This window comes from Streptomyces mesophilus (assembly GCF_040300965.1).
In the GTDB taxonomy this organism is placed as follows: domain Bacteria; phylum Actinomycetota; class Actinomycetes; order Streptomycetales; family Streptomycetaceae; genus Streptomyces; species Streptomyces mesophilus_A.
In genome coordinates this window covers 171,551-193,578 of sequence record NZ_JBEPEW010000001.1, presented here as the reverse complement: position 1 = coordinate 193,578, position 22,028 = coordinate 171,551, and the positions used below count along the sequence as shown (strand labels likewise).

The 22,028-nt window shown below is 69.9% G+C and carries 14 protein-coding genes; 3 read left to right on the top strand and 11 right to left on the bottom strand.

Going from position 1 to position 22,028, the window contains the following annotated elements; genetic code table 11:
* Positions 1-48 precede the first annotated feature (48 nt).
* Together ABT367_RS00710 and ABT367_RS00705 are read left to right on the top strand one after the other, a co-directional pair.
* The gene (locus ABT367_RS00710) at positions 49-1,401 is read left to right on the top strand and encodes an MFS transporter (RefSeq protein ID WP_352248077.1); all 1,353 of its coding nucleotides are present in this window, start codon (positions 49-51) and stop codon (positions 1,399-1,401) included.
* The gene (locus tag ABT367_RS00705) at positions 1,398-2,672 is read left to right on the top strand and encodes a cytochrome P450 (protein ID WP_352248075.1); all 1,275 of its coding nucleotides are present in this window, start codon (positions 1,398-1,400) and stop codon (positions 2,670-2,672) included. Before ABT367_RS00710 ends, ABT367_RS00705 begins: the two co-directional genes overlap by 4 nt.
* Before the next feature lie 27 nt (positions 2,673-2,699).
* Here ABT367_RS00705 and ABT367_RS00700 read toward each other — a convergent pair whose 3' ends face one another.
* Genes ABT367_RS00700 through ABT367_RS00665 form a run of 8 tightly spaced genes read right to left on the bottom strand, consistent with a single transcriptional unit; the run spans position 2,700 to position 18,295 of the window.
* On the bottom strand, positions 2,700-6,743 hold the full coding sequence (locus tag ABT367_RS00700) for an amino acid adenylation domain-containing protein (protein ID WP_352248073.1): 4,044 nt from the start codon (positions 6,741-6,743) through the stop codon (positions 2,700-2,702).
* Positions 6,740-11,392 (bottom strand): amino acid adenylation domain-containing protein, encoded by a 4,653-nt coding sequence (locus ABT367_RS00695; RefSeq protein ID WP_352248071.1) that lies wholly within the window; start codon positions 11,390-11,392, stop codon positions 6,740-6,742. The genes ABT367_RS00700 and ABT367_RS00695 overlap by 4 nt, the downstream gene beginning before the upstream one ends.
* On the bottom strand, positions 11,389-12,210 hold the full coding sequence (locus ABT367_RS00690; protein WP_352248069.1) for a thioesterase II family protein: 822 nt from the start codon (positions 12,208-12,210) through the stop codon (positions 11,389-11,391). Before ABT367_RS00690 ends, ABT367_RS00695 begins: the two co-directional genes overlap by 4 nt.
* Before the next feature lie 14 nt (positions 12,211-12,224).
* Complete coding sequence (locus ABT367_RS00685; RefSeq protein WP_352248067.1) at positions 12,225-12,971, bottom strand: thioesterase II family protein; 747 nt, start codon at positions 12,969-12,971, stop codon at positions 12,225-12,227.
* Positions 12,972-12,996: 25 nt separating this feature from the next.
* A complete protein-coding gene (locus tag ABT367_RS00680) occupies positions 12,997-14,268 on the bottom strand; it encodes a cytochrome P450 (RefSeq protein ID WP_352248065.1) in 1,272 nt (423 codons plus the stop codon).
* Complete coding sequence (locus tag ABT367_RS00675) at positions 14,252-16,096, bottom strand: non-ribosomal peptide synthetase (RefSeq protein WP_352248063.1); 1,845 nt, start codon at positions 16,094-16,096, stop codon at positions 14,252-14,254. The genes ABT367_RS00680 and ABT367_RS00675 overlap by 17 nt, the downstream gene beginning before the upstream one ends.
* Positions 16,086-17,198, bottom strand: coding sequence for a branched-chain amino acid aminotransferase (locus ABT367_RS00670; RefSeq protein ID WP_352248061.1), 1,113 nt, complete (start codon positions 17,196-17,198; stop codon positions 16,086-16,088). Before ABT367_RS00670 ends, ABT367_RS00675 begins: the two co-directional genes overlap by 11 nt.
* Positions 17,199-17,200: 2 nt before the next feature.
* Positions 17,201-18,295: an aminotransferase class I/II-fold pyridoxal phosphate-dependent enzyme gene (locus ABT367_RS00665; RefSeq protein ID WP_352248059.1), complete on the bottom strand. Its 1,095-nt coding sequence runs from the start codon at positions 18,293-18,295 to the stop codon at positions 17,201-17,203.
* Positions 18,296-18,506: 211 nt separating this feature from the next.
* On the opposite strand from ABT367_RS00665, the gene vioC reads away from it, so the two are divergent.
* Positions 18,507-19,538 (top strand): arginine beta-hydroxylase, Fe(II)/alpha-ketoglutarate-dependent, encoded by a 1,032-nt coding sequence (vioC, locus tag ABT367_RS00660; RefSeq protein ID WP_352248057.1) that lies wholly within the window; start codon positions 18,507-18,509, stop codon positions 19,536-19,538.
* A gap of 67 nt (positions 19,539-19,605) precedes the next feature.
* On the opposite strand, the gene vioD is transcribed toward vioC, so the two are convergent.
* From vioD to ABT367_RS00645, 3 genes are read right to left on the bottom strand one after another with little or no spacing between them, the layout of a single operon-like run.
* Positions 19,606-20,721, bottom strand: a complete 1,116-nt coding sequence (gene vioD / locus ABT367_RS00655; protein ID WP_352248056.1) for a capreomycidine synthase — start codon at positions 20,719-20,721, stop codon at positions 19,606-19,608.
* Positions 20,721-21,752 carry a MupA/Atu3671 family FMN-dependent luciferase-like monooxygenase gene (locus tag ABT367_RS00650; protein WP_352248054.1) on the bottom strand — a complete coding sequence of 344 codons (1,032 nt, stop codon included), beginning with the start codon at positions 21,750-21,752 and terminating at the stop codon, positions 20,721-20,723. Before ABT367_RS00650 ends, vioD begins: the two co-directional genes overlap by 1 nt.
* Positions 21,752-21,994, bottom strand: coding sequence for an MbtH family protein (locus tag ABT367_RS00645; protein WP_352248052.1), 243 nt, complete (start codon positions 21,992-21,994; stop codon positions 21,752-21,754). The genes ABT367_RS00650 and ABT367_RS00645 overlap by 1 nt, the downstream gene beginning before the upstream one ends.
* Between the last annotated feature and the right edge of the window lie 34 nt (positions 21,995-22,028).

Here is a 22,028-nt window from a genome sequence, read left to right as displayed (position 1 = left end):
CGCAAGCCCTCTACATCGCCAACAGGGCAGGGATCGGACGGTCGACCGGTGCGAAGGTTCACGGTGCTCTGCGGTGGCTACATCGCCAGCTTGACGGGCACGGCGCTGACCGCGTTCGCGCTCACCGTCTGGATCTATCTGGAAACGGGTTCGACGATCCAGTTCGCCGTCGGGTTCATCCTGTCCCTGCTGCCCGCGATCGCGCTCTCCCCCTTCGCCGGAGCGCTGGTCGACCGCTGGAACCGGCGGACGGTGATGCTCGCCAGTGACATGGTGGGCGTGGGCACGAGCCTGTCCCTGGCCGTGCTCTCCGGCCTGGATGTCCTTCAGCCCTGGCACATCTTCATCACCATCACCATCCGCTCGGCGCTGGGTGCGTTCCTCGTGCCGGCCCTGAACGCGAGCGTGACGCAGCTCGCCCCGCGGGACCAACTGGCTCGCGCCAACGGGATGGTGCTGACCGCGACCGCGGTGAGCCAGACCGTGGCGCCGGCACTCGGCGGGCTGCTCATCGTCGCGATCGGACTGCCCGGGATCCTCGTCATCGACTGTGCGACGTTCCTGCTCAACATCGCCATCCTGCTGCGGATCCGCATCCCCCAGCCCCCGGCTCCGGTGGACAAACCGGCCGGCATCTTCGGGGAGATCCGCGAGGGCTGGCACCATCTCGCCTCCAGACGCGGCCTAGTCCCGCTGCTCTGCTTCTACGCCGCCCTCAATCTGGCGGTCGGTTTCGTCGACGTGCTCTTCACCCCGCTGGTGATCGGGATGGCCTCGGTCACGGCGCTCGGTGCGGTGCTCACGGCGGGCGGGGCCGGCATGCTGCTCGGCGGCGCCACCATGGCCGCGTGGGGAGGGCCGCCGAAACGGATCCACGGCATCGCGGGTCTTGCCGTGCCGCTCGGGTTCTTCCTCTGCCTGGGTGCCCTGCGCCCCAGCATCGCCCTGGTCGCCATCGCCGCCTTCGGCTTCCAGTTCTCCTCGATGATCATCGAGGGCACCAGCCGGAGTGTGCTGCAGACCGAGGTGGAGCCCGGCATGCAGGGCCGCGCCTTCGCCAGCTTCAACATGATCACCAACACCGTGCTGTTCACCGGCTACATGCTGGCCGGTCCCGTCTCCGAGCGGATCTTCGAACCGCTGCTGCGTCAGGACGGCGCACTGGCCGACACCGTCGGCCGGGTGATCGGTGTCGGTCCCGGACGCGGCTCGGCCTTCCTCATCCTGCTGCTCGGGGTGGCCGTGCTGATCATCGCGAGGCTCGGCTACCTCTCCCGCGATCTGCGCGCGCTGCGTGACGACGTACCGCTGACCGCCCCGGCAGCCGCGGACGCGGCACCGAAGCCGCGAGCCGACGCCGCAGTCTCCTCCTCCGACCGTGAGACGGTCGCCCGCCCATGACCACCACCGACCAGGAGGAACCCGGCATGGCCCACGACCCGGTCGACGCCGGCGGACCAGGCGCCCTCGCCGCCGCGTTCCCCAACGGCTACGACCCCTTCGACTTCCGTATCCACGAGGACCCTTATCCGTTCTACGCCTGGATGCGGGAGCACGCTCCCGTATACCGCAACGAGGAACGGGACTTCTGGGCCCTGTCCCGCCACGCGGACGTGGTCGACGCGCTGCGCAGACCGCAGCTGTTCTCCAACAGGTTCGGCATCTCGCTGGAACCTGAACTGTGGGGTCCGCACGCACCCAAGACCAGTTTCTTCCTCGCCATGGACCCACCCGACCACGGCAGTTACCGCGCGCTGATCTCCAGTGCGTTCACCCCGCGCAACGTGGCGGCGATGGAACAGCGGGTCCGGGACCTCACCCGTGACCGGCTCGAAGCCCTGCGCGGTCAGCGGCGGTTCGACTTCGCCACCGACTACGCCGCCGCCCAGCCCAACGACGTCCTGTGCGAGATGCTCGGCATCCCCGAGTGGGACTGGGACCTGATCCGCGCGGACACGGATGCGCTCAACGTGCGCGAGGACATGTCCGACGAGCGTGGACCGACCGCGACAGCCGCAGCGCTGCGTATGGCCCAGTACTTCGTCTCACTCGTCACCGACCTTCGTAAGAGCCCTGGCCAGGATCTGACGTCGACGCTGATCGCGGCGGAGGTCGACGGACAGCGACTGACGGATTCGGAGATCGTCGGATTCCTGTTCGTCATGGTCGGCGCAGGCAACGAATCCACCGGCAAGACCATCGGCAACGCCTGGTACCACGGGCATCTCGATCAGGAGATACAGCAGGCCGGACTGAACGGTCAGGCCGACAAGTGGGCCGGTGAGACGCTGCGTTATGACTCGGCGAGCCAGATGGTCGCCCGTCGCCTCACCGAGGACACGGTGCTGCACGGTGTCCGGCTGCCTGCGGGTGCCCGTATCGCCGTCCTGCCCGCGTGCGCCAACCGCGATCCGCGGGTCTTCCCCGACCCCGAGCGGTTCGACCTGCACCGCGACACCGGCAAAATGATCAGCTTCGGGCACGGGCCGCATCACTGCCTCGGCTCGGTACTCGCCAAACTCGAGATGCGGATCGCGCTGGAGGAGATCGGCGCTCTCGTGTCCTCGTACGAGATCGATACCGACCGCGCCCGCCGCGTCCACACCCCGCACCAGCGCGGCTTCGCCACGCTCCCGTGCGAGGTCACCTGGCGCACCTCGCGGGCCGGCTGACCTCGCCCGCCGCAGGCGGCGGCCGGCTCAGCCGGCCGCCGTCGTCGCCCCGCAGCGGCCGCAGTGCGCATCCAGGTACTTCTCGATCACACCGGCAAGCGCTTCGGCCTGGTCCTGCAGGAAGTAGTGGCTCCCCTCGGGGATCACAGCCAGGTCGACGCTGCTGCTGAACCGGTCCCACATCCTCACCCCACGGCCGTATCCGGAGGTCATCGGGTCGGCGGTGCCCGCGATGAACGTGATCGGTGTCGACAGCGGAGTCGGCGGGTCCGCGGGCTCGCTCAGCCATGGTTCGGTTCCGCGCGTCCACACGTCGGCGAAGTAGCGGCCGCCTTCGGTCACATCGTGCCGGAAGGCGCGCATCACGAACGCGATGGTCTCGTCGTCGACCTCACTGCCGAATCCGCCGATGGAGCGCAGATAGCGCACCTCCGCCTCATCGGCTTCGGGCACACTGCCCCGGGTCGTCCCCACCGTCCGCGCGCCTACCCGCAGCCACCCCCGCTGCACCAGAGCCGCCATCACCCGCTGCAGCGCCCGCCCGATGCGGCGCGGCGCGTAGAACGGATAGGAGGCGCCCAGGAACAGCCGCTCGACCGGCCGCCCCGCGGCCTCGACCCGGCGGACGACCTCGACCGCCAGCGCGACTCCCACGCAGTGCCCGTAGACAGCGACCGGGCCGGGCGGCAGCGCAAGCACGGCCGCGGCGCACTCGGCGGCGATGGCGTCCACGGAACGCAACTGGGGGTCGCTGCCCGGCTCGTGGCCCGGCAGCGTCACCGCCTGGAGCGCGACATCGGGCGACAGATGGCCGGCGAGTGTCCGGTACGCGATGGCGCTGCCGCCGCCGAACGGCACGCACACCAGACTCGTCGCGGGCTGTGTCCGCGGCGCCAGGTTCAGGAGCATGCTCGACGCGGCGGCCGGCGACTCAAGGGCGGCGGCCAGCCCTCGTACGGTCGGGTGCGTGGTGATCAGGGGAACCGTCGCCCCCTTGATCCGCCGGATCGCCCGGACGGCGTCGAAGGATGTTCCCCCGAGCTCGAAGAAATCGCTGTCGCGCTCGATCGACCGCACTCCGAGCACGGCCTCGAAGGCGGCGGCAACCGCCTTCTCGCCGGGGGTCTGCGGGCCCTGCCACGGGCGGCCTTCCGGCACCCGTACGTCGCGCCGCGGATCGGGCAGCTTCGACCGGTCGAGCTTCCCGTTGGTGCTCAGCGGCATCGACTCGAGCACCGTCACCGTCGCCGGCACCATGTAGCGCGGGAGCCGCTCGGCGAGGTGCGCCCTCAACTCGGCCGACAGCTTCTCGCGGTCGGTCCCGCCCTCGACAGCCGTCACATACGCGGCGAGTTCGCGGTGTTCACCGCGCGTGTGCACCGTGACCGCGCTCTCCCGTACGGCCTGATGGCCGGTCAGGGTGTGCTCCACCTCCCCGAGTTCGATCCGATAGCCGTTGATCTTCACCTGGTGGTCGATGCGGCCGAGGAACTCCAGGGAGCCGTCGGCAAGCCTGCGCACCTTGTCGCCCGTGCGGTACAGCCGTCCCCCGGGGCCCGCCAGCGGATGCGCGATGAACGTGGACCCGGTGAGTCCGGGCCGTCCCACGTAGCCGGTCGCCAGCTGGACCCCGCCCAGGTACAGCTCTCCCGGCACCAGCCGCGGAGCCTCCGCGAGCCGGCCGTCCAGGACATGGGCCCGCACGTTGGCAACCGGCCGGCCGATGGGCACCACACCCTCAGGGGCCGTCCCGGCGCAGTCCCACCACGTCACGTCGACGGCGGCCTCGGTCGGCCCGTACAGGTTGTGCAGCTCCACCTGCGGCAGGGTCCGGGCGAACCGGCGGGCGAGGCCGTGCGGCAGCGCCTCGCCGCTGCACAACACCCGGCGCAGAGCGGGCAGTTCGCCGGCTCCGGGGTCGTCGACGAACAGTTCCAGCATCGACGGCACGAAGTGGGCGGTCGTCACCTTCTCATCGGCGAGGATCCCGGCCAGGTACGCGGCGTCCTGGTGTCCACCGGGCCGGGCCACCACCATCACCGCACCGGTGATCAGCGGCCAGAACAGCTCCCACACCGAGACGTCGAATCCGAACGGGGTCTTCTGCAGCACACGGTCGTCCGGGGTCAGCCCGAACGTGTCCTGCGCCCACAGCAGGCGGTTGAGGATCGCTTCATGCGTGACCGCGACGCCCTTCGGACGACCGGTGGATCCGGACGTGTAGATGACGTACGCGAGGTCGGAGCCCTGCAACGGCACCGCCACCGGTGTCCGGCTCGGGCCGGTCACTTGCTGCGGCAGCGGACTGATCTCCTGGGGCGGTGGCGGGCTGACGACCCGGCTCGCGCCGAGCCGGCCTGCCTGTGCCGCCAGGCCGGGCTGTGCGATCACCACGTCCGCCCCGGCGTCGGCCACCATGAACGCCAAGCGCGCCTCGGGAAGCGACGGTTCCAGCGGCAGGTACGCCGCACCTGCCAACTGTGTGCCCAGGACCGCGACCACGAGATCGGCGGAGCGTTCGAGACAGACGCCGACCGTCGATCCGCGCCGTACTCCCGCGTCCGCCAGCGCCGCCGCCAACGCGCGAGACCGGTCCCACAGTTCGGCGAAGCTCAGCACCTCGTCCTCCGCCACCACCGCGGGAGCGTTAGGGGTCTGCTCCACCCACCGCCGCACCAGTTCGGGCACGGACGCCCCGCGGTCGTCGTAGCGGGCGAAACTCCCGGACGCCGCCGGATCCGGCTGCCCGCGACGCGCGAGGCCCGAGGCGACGCCGCCGATCCTCGTCTCCCGCGTCAGCCCCGTCAGGGCCGTCCGGAAGGCGCCGAGGATCTCCGCCACATCCCGGGAGCCGATCCGGTCACGGTGATAGAGCGCGCGCAGCGTGGACGCGGCGGTGACGAAGACGGTCAGGGGCTCACTGGTCTTCTCGAAATCCGTCAGTCCGCGCAGCGACAGTTCCTGCGCGTCGGTGCTCTCCCCGAAATCGACGGGGTAGTTCTCCAGGACGAGCAGAGTGTCGAAGAGCTGCTCGTTCGCCGTCACCCCCGTCCAGGACTTGATCTGGGCGAGCGGGCTGAACTCGTAGCGGCGGGCCGCCGCATGCAGCGCCTGGACCTCGCGCAGCCACTCCCCCACGTCGCCGTCCATGGGGATGGTCAGCTGCAGCGGGAGGCTGTTGACGAAGCTGCCGACCATCCGCTCCACCTGCGGCAGCAGCGCGGGGCGGCCCGAGCAGGCGACGCCGAACCGTACGTCCGCACCTCCGCTGAAGCACTCCGTCACCAGGGCCCAGGCGGCAAGCATCAGCGTGCCCGTGGTGACGCTGTGACGTGCGGCGGTCCGCCGCAGTGCGGTACTCAACTCCTCGCCCAGCGCCAGGTTGTGTTCATCGATGACCGAGGGCTGGGCGTCCGGTGCGGCCCGCCGCAGCGGACCGAGTCTGCCGAACCCGGCGGCGTCGCCGAGGGTTTCGACCCAGAACTCCCGTGCCGCGTCCAGATCCTGCTGCTGGAGCCAGGCGATGTAGTCGCGGTAGGGCGGAGCGGGTGCCGGCGGCGGCGTACCCGCGGTGAGGCTGAGGTAGCGGCCGACGACCTCGCCGATGACCAGCGGCACCGACCAGCCGTCGACCGGCAGCATGTGGTGGGTCCACACCACGAGATGCCGCTCGGTGCTCAGGCACACCAAGTCGACCCGGAGCAGGGGTGCTTGGGCGGGGTCGAACCCTGCCGCACGCTCGGCCGCGAGGAGTTGCTCCGCCTTCATGTCCTGCGTGGCCGCGTCCAGATCGGACCAGTCGTGGCGGCGCAGCTCGATGGGCACATGGCGGTGCACGACCTGCAGCGGCGTGTCCATGCCCTCCCAGTGGAAGGACGTGCGCAGCGCCGGGTGCGCGCGGACCGTCTGCTGCCAGGCGGTCTCGAGCGCACCTGCGTCGAGGCGCCCGTCGACGGCGAAGCTGTGCTGCGCCAGGTACGTGTCGGAGTCTCCGTCGTAGAGGCTGTGCAGCAGCATGCCCTGCTGCAGCGGCGACAGCTCGTAGACGTCCTCCACGTCCTCCGCACTCATTCAGGCTGCCTCTCGGCGAGCCTGCCCAGCAGGCCGGCGATCTGGTCGCGGTCGACGCGGGCGAGCGGGAAGGCGGCTGCCGCGCCTTGGGCGGCCGCCGCGCCGATCAGCGAGCGGACGTGCGAGAGGTGGTTCAGGCAGAGGCGCTCGACGGTCGCGGGGTCGTGCCGCAGTTCGCTGTACTCCCAGGCGAGGAAGAGCTCACCGCGGCGGACCCCGGCGCGCACTTCGAGCGGATGGGGCCGGAGTTCGGCGGGGCTCCGGTCGCCGCCGATGGTCTCCGCAGCGACGGAGAAGGTCCCCGACGCGGGCTCAACTGCCTTGCCCGTATAGACGAACGAGAGATCGGCCGGCGCCGCGTCCAGCGGCTCACGCCCCTGCCGCAGCAGTTGCCAGCCGATGCCGCCGGCGGGCACGGCCCGCAGGGTCTCCTTGACGGCGCGAGGCGTTTCCTCCCCGGCGGCCTTGAGGAGCAGGGGGTGGGAAGGGCTGAACCAGCCGACCGTACGCGTCACGTCGACGTCGTCGAAGAGCTGCGCCCGGTCGTGGCGTACGAGATCGATGAGGTGGCGCTCGGTGCCCGTCCACTCCTCGAGCGTGCGGGCCAGCGCCGCGAGCAGCAGTTCCTCGACCGTGCAGGCCAGGCGGTCCGGAGCCGCGAGCAGCGTCGCGGTCGCGGCGGGATCGAGGCGTGCGGTGGCGCTCCGGGAACCGGCCTCGGTATCGGGACCTTGCACGTCCGGGTGATCCACGGGCAGCCGCCCCCGCGGCGCCTCTCCCGGGCCTGCGCTCACCACCTCGGACCAGTACGGGCGTTGGCCCTGTACGGACTCCGATGTCGCATAGGAGGCGAGCCTGCGCGTCCAGGACTGCCAGGACGTGGTCTTGGGCAGGAACCGCAGCGGCTCGCCGGCCGACAGCTGTACCACCGCGGTCTCCAGGTCCTCGAGCAGGATCCGCAGGGACGCCCTGTCGGCCACCAGTCGGTGGGCTGCCACGGCCAGTTGGTCCGCGCGCCCCGGACCGGTTCGCAGCAGCGCGACCCTGATCATGGGCCCGACCGCGGGATCGAGGCTGCGCTGCACCTCGGCACAGGCCTCGGCGATCCGCGGTTCCGGGTCCTGGTCGGCGGAGAAGTCGTAGCACGCGAACGGGGTCTCGTCACCGCGCGGGGCGATGCGCGACCGGGTCCTCGCCCCCGCGAGCAGCAGCCGCTGGCGCAGCCCGTCATGGTGTCCGAGCACGGCCTCGACGGCCGCGCGCAGCACCTCCGGGTCGACCGCGACGGCAAGGTCGAGGAGCACCGAGAGGTTCGACTGCGCGGGCACCGCCGACTCCGCCGTACAGAAAGCGTGCTGGGTCGGCGCGAGGGGCGCGGGACCCGTGACATCCGCCTGCTCCGCGTCAATGGTGCGGCCGTCCTCGACCACCACGGCGAGCTGCGCGACCGACGGGTTCGCGAAGAGGTCGTACGGAGTCAGCCGCAGCCCCGCCTGCTGTGCCTGCGCCACCACCTGGATGGCGAGGATCGAGTCGCCGCCGACCTCGAAGAAGTTGTCATCGACACCGACCTGCGCGACACCGACCACACCGGCGACGATCCGGGCAAGGGTCTGTTCCGTCGCCGACTCCGGCGCGCGGAATCCGGCTCCGCTCGCCGCATCCGTGCCGCCCGGAGCGGGCAGGCGCGCGCGGTCGATCTTGCCGTTCGCGTTCAGCGGCAGCTCCGCTATCTCGACGAACGCCGACGGTACGAGGTAGGAGGGCAGGCGCTCCAGGAGGAACTCGCGCAGCCCGGCGGCCACACCGGCCATCCCGGCCGAAGGCACCACATGGGCGAGCAGCCGCCGGTCTCCCGGGACCGGTTCATGGGCCGTCACCACGACCTCCGCGACCCCGGGATGGTCGATGAGGGCCGACTCGACCTCGGTGGGCTCGACGCGGAAACCGCGGATCTTGACCTGGGTGTCCACCCGCGAAAGGAACTCGAGGTTGCCGTCGGTGCGGCGGCGGACCAGGTCACCTGTGCGGTAGAGCCGCTCGCCCGGCCGGGCCGGATCCGCGACGAAGCGCTGTGCGGTGAGGCCGGGGCGCCCCAGATAGCCGCGGGCCAGGCTGACCCCGCCGATGTAGAGCTCGCCCACGCCCCCCGCCGGGACCGGCCGCATCCGCCGGTCGAGGATCCGCAGATCGGAGGAGGGCAGTGGGGTGCCGATCGGCAGGTTGGGCCAGTCCGTTCGCGGGTCGTCCGGGTCCAGCCTGAAGAAGGTGGAACTGACCGTCGTCTCGGTGAGGCCGTACACATGGGCCAGCGGGACGCCGGTACGCCGCCACATGGCGAGGCGCTCGGGAAGTACCCGCTCACCGCCGATGATCACCAGGCGCAGGTGCCGCGGGAGCTCCGTGCCGAGGCGGTCGATCTCGCGCGCCCACTCGTGCCAGTAGGCCGTGGGCAGCTCCATGACCGTCAGATGCTCCCGCTCGACCAGCGCGACGAGATCGTCCTCCCCGCTGATCAGGTGTTTCGTCGGCATCACCACGGCGCCGCCGACGAGCCAGGTCGGGAACAGCTCTTCGGCGAGTACGTCGAAGCCCGGCGAGGCGAACTGCAGGAAACGGTCGCCTGTGCCCAGGCCGAGCCGGTCCGCCACCTCGCGCGCGAACACCGCGAGCGACCCGTGTTCGATCACGGCGCCCTTGGGACGGCCGGTCGATCCCGACGTGTAGACGACGTATGCGGCCGACGCCGGATCCGGCAGGTCCAGATCCCCCTCGTCGCCCGGGAGTTCGTCGGACTCGTCGATCAGCACGGTGGTCCACCCGCCGGTGCCCGGTGCGTCGGCGAGCAGCTCCTCGGTGACCAGGACGCGCACGTCCGCATCGGCGAGCAGGAACGCCATGCGGTCCGGCGGATACGTCGGGTCGATGGGCACGTACGCCCCATGTGCCTTGAGCACCGCCAGGATCGCCACGGCCAGGGCCGGTGAACGGTCCACCAGGACGCCGACGCGCGCGTCCCGCCCGACTCCCGCGGCACGCAGCCGGTGGGCGAGGCGGTTCGCCCGGCGGTTGAGCTCCGTATAGCTGGTCGCGACGCCGTCCCAGACCACTGCCGGGGAGTACGGGGCGAGCCGCACCCGGTGCTGGAACTGCTCGATGAATCCGCTCACTTCGGACGCGGCCGCCGGCTCGCTCCGAGCCGGGCCCGCACTGAGTTCGACGGCCCAGACGGGTGTGTCCGGTGCGGTGACCATCTGATGGAGCACCCGCTGGAACTGTTCGGCAAGCAGCGCGACCGTGGCGGTGTCGAAGAGTTCGGACATGAAATGCCACTGGATCTGCAACGCCCCGGCGCTCGGCGTGACGTTGAGGGTGAGGTCGACCGAGGTCTTCGCCGGCGGGATCGACACCGGCGTGATGCGCAGTCCCGGCAGTTCCAGCGTCATGTCGGGCACGGTGAGCACGTTGATCCAGACCCGGCTGAACGAGGTGCGGGTCGACTCACGGCCGAGGTCGAGCTCCTCGGCGACCCGCTCGAACGGGAGATCCTGGTGGTCGAGCGCACCTGCCAGCGTGGCGTGTGCCTCACGTACGACTTGACGTAGCGTCAGGCTGTCGTCCATCCGCACCCGCAGCGGCAGCGGATTGGCGAAGCTGCCGATGAGCCGCTGGGTCTCGCCGCGGGTGCGGCCCGAGACGAGCGAGCCGACGACCACGTCGTCCTCGCCCGAGTACCGGTTGAGCAGCACGGAACACGCGGCCAGCAGCACGCCGAACAGCGAGGCGCCCTCCTTCTCGCCGAACCGCTGGACGCCCGCCGCAAGCTCCTCGGGAAGGCGCGTGTCGTACACGCCGCCCGCGTAGCTCGGGCGCGCCGGAGTGGGGCGGTCGGCCGGCAGGGCCGACTCGGCGGGCATCCCCGCCAACTGCTTGCGCCAGTACTGGACTTCGAGCTCTTCCCGCTCCTCGTCGCGCTCCTTGCGCTGCCATGCGGCGAAGTCCCCGAACTGGACGTCGAGGGGCGCAAGGGCCGCACGGTCGTCGCCGAGTCGGCCGCGGAACATCGCGGCCAGCTCCTCGACGATGATCGCCAGCGACCAGGCGTCCGAGGCCGCGTGGTCGGCTGCGAACAGCGCGACGTGCACCTCCGGTTCCAGCCTCAGCAGCGTCACGCGCAGGCGTTGCGGATCGGCGGGGTCGAACGGGCGCGCCATGTCACGGCGGGCGAGCCGTGTGACCTCGTCGCTCTGCCGTGACGGCGCCACGTGCGTCAGGTCCACTACGGGCGTCGGCACCGGCGTCACCGCCTGGACGATCTGGACCGGTGTTCCGTCCGCACCGATCTCGATCACCGTACGCAGCACCTCATGGCGCTCGATGATCTCGGTGAGAACGCCGCTCAGCAGAGCCGGATCGAGGCTGCCCTCCAGCCTCAGGGCACCGGTGATGTTGTTGACCGACCGGATCTGCCCGACCGCCCACTCCCGGTGCTGGGCCACGGCCAGCGGAGTGGGTGCGGACCGGTCGCGTGGCGCGATCCGGCCTGCCGCACTCTGCCCGCGGGCGGCGGCCCGGTCGGCCAGCCGGGCCTCGAATACGGCCCGCTGCTCCGGCGGCAGTGCGGCGATGCGCGCTTCCAGGTCGCTCACTTCGCCACTCCTTCGTTCATCGACCGTGACTCCGTTTCCGCCGCGGAGGGCGCAAGGAAAGTGGGCGCCGACGGGTCGCCAAGAGCTCGGCCGATGGAGTCGATCACCGTTGCCTCGGCCGCCGAGTCGAAGAAGTGCCCGCCCGACAGAACGTCCATCGAAAATGGGGCTGTTGTCTCATTCCGCCAGGCCCGCATCCGATCCGGGCCCGCCTCGGCGTCGTCCTCCGCGGCGAAGGCGTGGATCGGTATGTCGAGCGGAACCTCCGGGTGGAAGTCATGCGTGCTCAGCACCGACAGGTCGGCCTCGAGGATCGGCAGCAGCGCGGCCAGCAGACTTGCTTCGGCGAGCACGGACGGCGGGGTGCCGCCCATCTCCCGCACATAGCCTTCGAGTCCGTCCTCGCGGTCCTCCCAGAGCCAGCTCCCGTCGTCGAGGGCCGGCCCGCCGCTCGCGGCCACGAACAGCGCCCGCGGCCCCGGGAGTTGACGATCGCGCAGGGCATGCGCCAGCGCCCAGGCCACCCGGGCCCCCATGCTGGATCCGTAGCAGGCGAAGGGTTGCCCAAGCGAGGGCCGCAGCACCTCGATCAACTCCTCCACCAGCGGACCCATCCGGGCATGGCGTTCCTCCAGAAACCGGTCGGCACGCCCTGGAAGCTGTACGCCTATGACCTCCACCGACCCGAGCAGCGCGGGCCAGTGGCGGAACATCCCCGCGCTGCCCCCGGCGTAGTGGAAGCACAGGAGCCTGGGCGTCCCGGCCGGCAAGGGTGCGGCGAACCGCTTGAACCACAGCCGTTCCCGCTCCGTCGGCATGCCCGCGGCTCCGCTCATGACGTGGCCCCGAGCGCGGCACCCATCAGGTCGAGCAGGTCGTCCGGTGCCTCGATGAACCGATGGTGACTGCCTTCGAGCAGCACCGACTTGGTGTCCCCGCACTCCGGCCAGCCCCCCATGGTGGCGTACGGGATCTCCTCGTCCCCGGTCCAGCCGACGGCGATGATCGGGCACGGCAGCCGGAACGGTTCGGGCACGACGTAACGCTTGTTGGTCTCCACATCGGCGCGCAGAACCTCGAGGTACAGCTCGATCAGTTCGGCGGACGGTGTGCCGCCCAGTTCGCGGATCAGCTTCTCCAGCTCGGCGCCCAGTTCGTGGTCGTCCATCTGGAGGAACCGGCCGGCGGGGCCGTCCTGGGGCGCGACCTCGGACGAGACGAACAGCGCCGCCGGAGTCGCCACGCCCCGCGTGACCAGCTGCACCGAGGTCTCGTACGCCGCGAGAGCCGACCCGCAGTGGCCGAAGAAGCCGAACGGCACGTCGAGGTAGGGCGCGAGCCCTTCGGTCAGCTGCTCGCCGAGCTCCTCGTACGAGGTGAAATTGGGCTCGGAGAACCGTGATTCGTGCCCCGGCAGCTCGACCGGCAGGAACTCCACACCGTCCCGTTCCGCGGGCCACTGCCGGTACATGCTCGCGCCGCAGCCCGAATACGGAATGAGGAACACCCGTGCGCGCGCCGTCCGCGACGGCTCGCGGAGCAGCCAGCGCTTGCGGAGGGGAGGTCGGGACAAGGACATGCGGAACCCTTCCGACGTTCGGGACTCAGCCTGTGTGGGCAGGCGACGCAGTGATCGGCAGCTTCCGGTAGCCGGAGACGAAGTTGGAGTGCAGCCGCTGGGGCTCGCCGGCGGGTTCGAACGCCGTGAACCGCGTCAGCATCGCGTTGAACAAGGTGCGCAGTGTGACCCGCGCGACGGTGTGCCCCACGCAGTAGTGCGGGCCGATACCGAAGGCCAGATGCTTGTTCGGGCGCCGGCGCAGATCGAAGCGCTCCGGGTCCGGGAACACCGCGCTGTCCCGGTTCGCCGCGCCGAGCCAGCTGACCACCGCGTCGCCCGCCCGTATGCGGGTGCCGTGAAGCACCACGTCGTCGACCGCGTACCGCATGAAGTGGCTGACGGGTGAGCCCAGTCGCAGCGCTTCCTCCACCGCGGTCGGGGTGGCGGTGAGGTCCTCGGCCCACCGGTCGAGGGTTCCGTCGGCGATGTGCTCGGTCATCAGGTAGTTGGGGGCGTGCGGCGTCGTGACGACCGCTCCGAGAAGGACGCTGTAGCAGTTCGACATGACCTCACCGGGGGTCATGGTGCGTCCGTCCACCTCGGTGGTGATCAGCACGCTGATGAGGTCGTCCCCCAGGTTGCGGCGCCGCTCGCGGTAGATGTCCTGGAAGTAGGCGAACAGTTCACGATGGGCGGCGTCCAGTGTCGCCTGTGTGCCGGCGTCGTTCAGATACGCGGGATCGTCGGCGGCGATCGAGGCGACCAGGAGTTCTCCAAGCCGCGGCCAGTCCGCACGGGGCAGCCCCATGGACTCGCCGCCGATGGCCACCGGCAGGGCCAGCATCGCCTCCGCGAAGTCGAAGCCGCCGTCGGCGGCCAGCGGTGCCAGCGCCTCGTCGACCAGGCGGCTGATCATGCTCTGCTGCTTCTCGATGGACTTGATGGCGAGCGCCTTCTGAAGACGCGCCCGCATGACGGTGTGACGCGGCGGATCGGTCGCGGCGATCTGCCGCCCGCCGGCCGGGTCCTCCACCCCCAGAATATTGATCATGGTGCCGCGCTCCGAGGTGAAGGTGCCGGCGTCACGCAGCACCCGCTCCACGTCGTCGTACGTCACGACCGACCAGAAGCCGTTGTGGTCGTCCACCTGGGTCCATTCCAGGTGGTCCTCCTCGCGCATCCGCGCCCAGACCTCACGGAAACCCAGCTCGGTGAAGGCCGCGGAGTCCGCAAGGCCGGCGGCGGCCGCTCCGACGGGGCAGCCCGCGGCCGCCGTGCCGGACGAGGCGGCCTCGTTCCTACTGAGCCGATGCATCCGTGGTCCTCTCAGGGTTCGACTCCCCCGCGCAGCCCCGGAGTTCCTTCGCGAGTTCGGCGATCGTGGGTCGCAGGTACAGCGTGCGTGCGGGCAGGGTCGCGTCGAACTCGGCGGGCAGAGCGGCCAGCAACTCGGCGGCGAGCAGGGAATGTCCGCCCAGGTCGAAGAAGTTGTCCTCGACTCCGACCTGCTCGATGTCCAGCGCCTCGCTCCAGATGTCCGCGAGCCGCGCTTCGACGGAGTCCCTCGGTGCCACGTACTCGTTCCACACATTCCGCGGGATCTTCGCCGACGGCAGCGCCGAACGGTCCACCTTCCCGTTCGGGTTGAGCGACAGCTCGGGGTGCATGACGATCGCCCACGGGACGAGATGCGCCGGCAGCAGCACCTGCAGCTGCTCGCGCAAAGAGGCGCTGAACGCCGCCCAGGTCGACGGGTCGCGGTCCCCGGCCGCCACGTACGCGATCAGGCGCGTGTCACTCGCCCCGTACGTCCGCGGCACCACGGCGGCCTGCGCGACCCCGGGCAGGCGCAGGATCTCCGACTCCACCATGCTCGGCTCGACGCGGTAGCCGCGTATCTTCAGCTGCCGGTCCACCCGGCCGAGGAATTCGAGGGTGCCGTCGTCCCGCCACCGCGCCAGGTCGCCGGTCCGGTACATCCGGCTGCCCGGTGCCGCTTCCGGGTCGAGATCCGCGACGAAGCGCATCGCGGTCTCGGCCGCCCGGTGCAGATATCCGTTCGCCACCCCGCTGCCGCCCACCCACAGTTCGCCGATCTCCCCGTCGGGCACGGGTTGCAGATCCGCGTCGCGGACCACGGCGGTACTGCCGTCGATCGGGACCCCGATGGGCACCGTGGGGGCCGAACCGGGCTCGCGGGTGGTCCAGCAGGTGCTGAAGGTGGTGTTCTCGGTCGGTCCGTAGCCATTGGTGAAGACCATGTCGGGGTACGCCGTCATCACTCGGCCGACATGGGCGGGCGAGAGCACATCCCCGCCGGCGAGCAGATGCCGGATCCCCGCAAGGCCGTCGAGGTGATGCATCACCATCTGGTGGAACAGGCCCGACGTCAGCCACAGCACGGTGACGCCCTCGGCGCGCATGATCCCGGCCAGGTCCGCAAGGTCGAGATTGCCGTGCAGCGGTGGACCCAGGGCGAGCCTCAGCCCTCGTACCAGAGGCATCCATATCTCGAACGTGGACACGTCGAACCCGACGCGGGTGAGCTGGAAGAACACGTCGTCGTCGCGGACATCGATCCACGACGGGTCGTCGACGAGCCGGAACACCGCCCGATGCGAGACGACCACGCCCTTGGGGTCTCCGGTGGATCCGGAGGTGTAACAGACGTACGCGGGGCTGTCCACGGGCGTTCCGCTGTCGTCGAAGGCCGGGGCGGCGGAGGACGCCTCGGGCTCGACGTCGTCGATGCGCACCACGACCGGCAGGTCTATGTGAGGGGCGAAGTCGCTGTTGGTGACGGCGAATCCGGCGCGGGTGTCCGCAAGGATCCGCTCCCGCCGGCCTGCCGGCTCGGCCGGGTCGAGGTAGAGGTAGGCCGCGCCGGCCCGCAGCACGCCCGTCAATGCCACGATCAGGTCGATCGACCGGTCGAGGAGCACCACGACGATGTCGCCCTGCGCCACCCCGGCGCTCCTCAACTGCCGTGCCAGGACCGCCGATCGCGTATCGAGCTCGCCATACGTGAGCCGCGGGTCCCCGTGACTGACGGCGATGGCGTCCGGGGTGCGACGGGCCTGCTCGAGGACCATCTCGTGGATGCTGCGCGCCTTGTTCAACGGGGCCCCGATTTCAGCGGACATGATGGACCCAGCCCTCCGGGTCGGGCGCCGAACCGTGCTGGATTCCCAGCAGTTCCCGGCGCAGCCGAAGGGTCACAGGACCCGGCTCGCCGTCGGCGACCGTCCACTGACCGCCGTCCGACTTCACGGTGCCGACCGGTGCGATCACGGCCGCCGTTCCACAGGCGAACACCTCTGTCAGTTCGCCGGACGCGCACTCCGCCCGCCATTGGTCGATGGAGACCGGGGCCTCGACCGCGTCGTAGCCCAGCTTGGGCGCCAGGGTGAGAAGGGAGTCACGCGTGACGCCCGGCAGCAACGTGCCCGTCAGGGGCGGAGTGGTCAACCGCGGCCGGCTGCCGCGCTGTTCATGGACGAAGAACAGGTTCATGCCTCCCATCTCCTCGGCCCACCGGTGTTCCACGGCATCCAGCCAGACCACCTGGTCGCAGCCGTGGGCCGTGGCCTCGAGCCCCGCGGCGAAGGCGCCCGCATAGTTGCCCCCGGTCTTGGCGTAGCCCGTGCCGCCGCGGACCGCGCGTGTGTACTGCGTCGACAGCCAGACGGACAGCGGCTTGGGCGCCCCTGCGCCGAAGTACGCGGTGGCGGGCGAGGCGACCACGCAGAACAGGAACGTCCTTGACGGATGGGTGAAACCCAGCGAGGGATCCGTGGCGATCATGAAGGGGCGCAGATAAAGGCTCCTGCCGGCCCCGTCCGGCACCCAGGAACGATCGTGGGCCACCAGCAGTTCGACCGCCTTGACGAAGAGCTGCGGCGGCAGTTCGGGCATCGCCATCCGGCGCGCCGACGCGTTGAACCGGGCCGCGTTCGCCTCCGGACGGAACAGCGCGATCCCGCCGTCGAGTTGCCGGTATGCCTTCATCCCCTCGAACAGCGCCTGCCCGTAGTGGAAGACGGAGGTCGCCGGCTCCAGCGTGAACGCCCCGTACGGTTCGAGGCGTCCGTCGTGCCAGCCCCGCTCGGCGGACCAGCGCATCGTCACCATGTGATCGGTGAACGTCTGCCCGAACCCCGGCTCTTCAAGGACTGCCTCGCGTTCCGCCGCGGGCAGGGGCCGGCTCGCGGGGCGGATCTCGAAGTCCATCGTCGCGGCGGTCACTCTCACCTCCGGGCCGAATAGGCGTCGGCCAGGGCCGCGGCCGCGGTGTGGACCACCTCGTACGGACGCGCCAGCGACATCCGTATGCTGCGCAGGCCGCTCGCGGGGTCGGCCCAGTAGAAGGGGGCACACGGCAGCACGTGCGCGCCTCGGTCCCTCAGGTCGTAGTAGAGCTGCGAGGAGTCGGGGCCGCCCTCGGGCAGCGCGACCCGGGCCACGCTGATCTGGGAGTCGGGATCGGCCAGACCCGTGCCGACGGCCTCGATCGCCTCACGCACCGCCGCACGGTTGCGCTCGACGAGCGCACGGGCCCGCTCGTATCCGCCGCCCGCCCAGTCCCCCGCCAGTGCCTCGACCAGCTGCAGCACCACCGGTGACGCGGCGAGCATCGACTCGGAGAAGGCACGGGTGATCGGGAGCGTGGTGCGTTCGCTCCAGGCCAGCATGCCGATCTTCAGCTCGTGCATCGGCCACAACTTGCCGGTGTCCTCGATGATGATCCAGTCCGCACCGGCCGCATCGAGTACGGCGTAGGTGTCGTACTGCGCATCGCGCACCTGGCCGCGGAAGCTCGCGTCGACGATCACCGTCTGGCCGTTCCGCGCGGCATGTTCGGCCAGCGAGCGCAGATGGCCCTCCGGAGTCACCAGGCCCGTGGGATTGTTCGGCATGGTGATGACGACCGCGCTCACCGGCGATCCGGGCCAGTCCTGGTTGAGCAGTGCCTCTTCCTCCAGCGGGACCAGCTTCAGACCCCGGGTCTGGAAGAGGTCGGCGATGTTGTCGAACGTCGGGTGCAGGACGGCCACGGTCGCCCCGGCAGGCAGCGCTCGCGCCACGATGTCCGTGGCGAGGGTCGAGGAGTAGCAGCTCAGGATGCGACCGGTTCCGATCGGCGCCGTGCGCTGCCCGATCGCACCGAAGAAGGCGGTGTGCGCCGCTTCCTCGATGGCCGGAAAGGCGCGACGGGTGGCGATCGCGAACATCTGTGGGATGCGGGCGACAATGGCTGCCTGCTCCGGCGTCAGCGCCAGTCGCGCATGTCCGTCCGTCAGATTCAGGCGACCATCGGGGTCGGTCAGAGCGTCGACTTCCATCAAGGTCAAGTTCGCGGTCACGGATTCCCTCGTCTGCCGATATCACGGATTCCGAATCGGGATCAACGCTGGAGACCTTATTTTGAGAGGGCCCGGATTACTTGTCCCTTGTATTGGGCACCTCCACCGCCGCCGTGTGAGCTCATACGTTTGTGCGTGCGCTACGCGTTCATGAACTCGCTGCGAACCGCCGCCGGCAGAAGGAAGTGCGATGAACAGGCTCACGCTGACGGCGCACGACCGTACAGAAGTTGCCCCGTTGCTCAGCGACATCACCGCTCGGTACACCAGCATCGAAGATCCGGAGCTGCTGCGCAGGGCGCCGCTGCTCGCCCGGCGGTTGCCCGCCGGTCTTCTGGAGTTCCTCGAGGACCACCGGTTGCGGGAGCCGGCCGCGCTCTGCCTGGTCTCCGGCTTCGAGGTGGACGAGGAGGAGGCCGGACCGACCCCTGGCCATTGGCGCGGCAGCCATGTCTCCTCGCCCACGCTGCGCTACGAGGTCTTCTTCCTGCTGTGTGCATCGGTGCTCGGCGACGTGTTCGGCTGGGCGACCCAGCAGGACGGCCGGATCATGCACGACGTCCTGCCCATCAAGGGCCATGAGCACTACGAGCTCGGGTCCAACAGCCTCCAGCACCTGTCCTGGCACACCGAGGACGCGTTCCATCCCTGCCGCGGCGACTACGTGGCGCTGATGTGCCTGAAGAACCCCGATGCCGTGGAGACGACGGTCTGCGACGCGGGCGATCTCGACTGGTCCGCTCTGGACGTGGACGCGCTCTTCGAGCCGGCGTTCACGCAGATGCCCGACAACTCCCACCTGCCCGTGAATTCGACGTCGACGGACGAGGGCGATCCCACGATCCGCAGGCTGCGCGAGGGCAGCTTCAAGACGATCGAGGAGTGGAACGCGAATCCCGTCGAACGACCGGTGCTATTCGGCGACCGGGCCAATCCCTACATGGTTCTCGATCCGTATCACATGAAAACCGAGGGCTGGTCCGAACGCTCACTTGCGGCATACACCGGACTGTGCGGCGAGATCGAATCCAAGATGAAGAGTGTCGCCCTGGAGCCCGGTGACGTCGCTTTCATCGACAATTTCCGTGCGGTGCACGGCCGTAGTTCCTTCCGGGCCCGCTACGACGGCACCGACCGCTGGCTCAAGCGGCTGAACATCACCCGCAATCTCCGCGGTTCGCGAGGCTGGCGCCCGGCCGCGGACAACCGGGTCATCTACTAGCGCCGGCCCGAGCCGTCGGTCCGGCAGGGCGGCCCCTGCCGGACCGACGGCCGCACGTCTGTCGGACTCATTGCTTCAGGAGCAGATCCAAGTTGGCCAATCCTGCCGTGAGTTCGGCACGGGTACCTCCGAAGCCCAGCCGGACATGGTTGCGGTAGGCATCCCCGAAGCACTCCCCGGGGACCAGCAGCGTGCGGAACTCCTCGGCGAGTCTGCGGCAGACCTCGGTCACATCCTCGACGCCCCGCAATTCGACGAGCGCGCTGACGCCACCTGCGGGAGGTGTCACCCGGACCTGGTCGGGGCGCTCCCGCGCCCAGGTGAGCAGGAGTTCCCGGTTCTCCAGGGCGTGCGCGCGCTGCATCGCGACGATACGGTCCGCGCTGCGGACGGCCCGTTCCGCGAAGAACTCGAGCACCGGTGAGACATACAGCGCCACGTAGTCGCGCAGGTACGCCATCTCCATGAGGAGCTTGGGTGGCGCGAGGCACCAACCGGTGCGGATGCCCGCCAGGCCGTAACTCTTCGAGAACGTGCCGAAGGACAGGCTGCGCTCGTAACGGTCGTGCGGCAGCGGCAAGTTGCCGCCTTCATAGGTGATCTCACCGAAGGCGTTGTCCCATACGAGCCATGCGCCGGCACCGGCCGCGATCTCGATCAGCTCATCCTGCTGCTCGCGGGTGAGGGATATGCCCGTGGGGTTGTGCGGGAAGTTGACCACGATCATCCGTGGCCGCTCCGCGGCCACGAGCTGCCTGAGCCGGTCCGTGTCGGCGGCGAAACCGTCCGCGCAGGAGAGATCCCACCGCCGCAGGCGACAGCCTCGTGCCACGGCGATGTCGTGCAGTTGCTGATAGGCCGGATCCACCACGATGACATCGTCGCCGGGGCGTACCAGGGTCTGCATGACGAGCCAGATCGCCTCGCTGGACCCATGGGTGACCATCACGCGCTCGCTGTCGCCGCCGGTCCAGCGATCGGCCAGCGCGGCGCGCAGATCACGCCCTCCCAGGGGCTCGCTGTCGTGGAAGGGAAGCGCCGCCAGTTCGGCAAGATCGAAGCCGGCGATGCCGCACAGCTCTCCGACGGTCAGGTCCCGGACCCCGCTGCTGCCGATGTCGTGGTCGACCGCGTGGTAGTAGCGCCGCATCCATTCTTCGAGCTTCGCGAGTGGCAGTTCCATTACTCCCCCAACCCCTGCACTGACGACGCGACATCGTCAAGATCGTCAAGGCTCTCGAGTACCAGGTCCGGGTCGATCCCGAAGTCGACCAGGCAGGCGATCTCGGTGACTCCGATCTCGGCGAACCGGCGGATGCGCTGCGCACAGGTGGTCTTGTCGCCGACAAGACCACCGCCGCCCAGCAGCCGGCCCTTGGCCGTGGCCACCATGTCGTCCAGATCGGCCGCCGAGACTTCCGCGGCCTCGTTGCGCATCTGCAGATCGAGGTGCCGGCGTATGTACGCGTCGTAGGACGTGTCGAGCGCGTCCGCGACGGCATGCGGATCATCGTTGATGTACGTGTGCAGCATCAGCCCGACCCGGGGGTTCGGGGTGTGCCCGGAAGGCACGAACTCGGAACGGTAGAGGGCGATTCTCCGTTCGAGATCGTCGAAGCGCCTTCCGGTGAAGTTCGTGACGATTCCCATGCCGCGCCGCGCCGCGCGTACGAAGGTCGTTTCGGACTGTCCGGACATCCACAGGGGAATGTCGGGCCGCCACGGGCGCGGATACGTCATGACCGAGATCTGGTCACCGTTGCCGTCGGTGCGCTTCTCGGCGCCCCCCTGCCACAGTCGCAGGAAGCGGTCCATGCCGTCGTCAAGGGCTGCGAGCCGCCCCTCGTAGGCCTCCGGCGCCAGGGCGAAATCGTTGGCGTGCCATCCGGCGGAGAAGGCGATCTCCGCGCGTCCCGCCGACAGGTTGTCGACCACCGACCACTCCTCGGCGACGCGCACGGGATCATGCAGGGGCAGCACCACACTGCCCGCCCTGATCGCCACCCTGCTGGTCGACACGGCGAGGGCGGCGCCAAGGACCGAAGGGTTGGGGTACAGACCGCCGAACACGTTGAAGTGCCGTTCAGGCGTCCACAATCCGCACATGGCACTGTCGTCGATACGTGCGGCGACGGCCTTCACCAACGCGTACTGATCCGCGGCAGCTCCTCCCGCCTCCGCGTCCGCGGAGAAGAAGAAGATGCTGGTGTCCACTAAGTCGCTCCGCCGCGCCGGGCCGGTTGCCTGTCGGCTCCGACCCCTTCGAGTCGGGCGCTGCGCGGCCGCAGATCCGTCCAGGCCGACTCGATGTGGTCGAGGCACGCCTGGCGCGTATCCGCCGCACGGCTGACGCTCCATCCGGCCGGGACCTCGAGAGCGGCCGGCCACAGGGAGTACTGCTCCTCGTCATTCACGAGTACGAGGAAGATGCCGTCGGGATCGTCGAACGGATTCATGGGGCCTCGCTCATCGGATGTCGACTGCTGGGAA

Coding starts and splice junctions, on each gene's coding strand:
- ABT367_RS00705 (WP_352248075.1), top strand. CDS start 1,398: ATGACCACCACCGACCAGGAGGAACCCGGCATGGCCCACGACCCGGTC.
- ABT367_RS00700 (WP_352248073.1), bottom strand. CDS start 6,743: ATGAGTGCGGAGGACGTGGAGGACGTCTACGAGCTGTCGCCGCTGCAG.
- ABT367_RS00690 (WP_352248069.1), bottom strand. CDS start 12,210: ATGCCGACGGAGCGGGAACGGCTGTGGTTCAAGCGGTTCGCCGCACCC.
- ABT367_RS00685 (WP_352248067.1), bottom strand. CDS start 12,971: ATGTCCTTGTCCCGACCTCCCCTCCGCAAGCGCTGGCTGCTCCGCGAG.
- ABT367_RS00680 (WP_352248065.1), bottom strand. CDS start 14,268: ATGCATCGGCTCAGTAGGAACGAGGCCGCCTCGTCCGGCACGGCGGCC.
- ABT367_RS00675 (WP_352248063.1), bottom strand. CDS start 16,096: ATGTCCGCTGAAATCGGGGCCCCGTTGAACAAGGCGCGCAGCATCCAC.
- ABT367_RS00665 (WP_352248059.1), bottom strand. CDS start 18,295: ATGGAAGTCGACGCTCTGACCGACCCCGATGGTCGCCTGAATCTGACG.
- vioC (WP_352248057.1), top strand. CDS start 18,507: ATGAACAGGCTCACGCTGACGGCGCACGACCGTACAGAAGTTGCCCCG.
- vioD (WP_352248056.1), bottom strand. CDS start 20,721: ATGGAACTGCCACTCGCGAAGCTCGAAGAATGGATGCGGCGCTACTAC.
- ABT367_RS00645 (WP_352248052.1), bottom strand. CDS start 21,994: ATGAATCCGTTCGACGATCCCGACGGCATCTTCCTCGTACTCGTGAAT.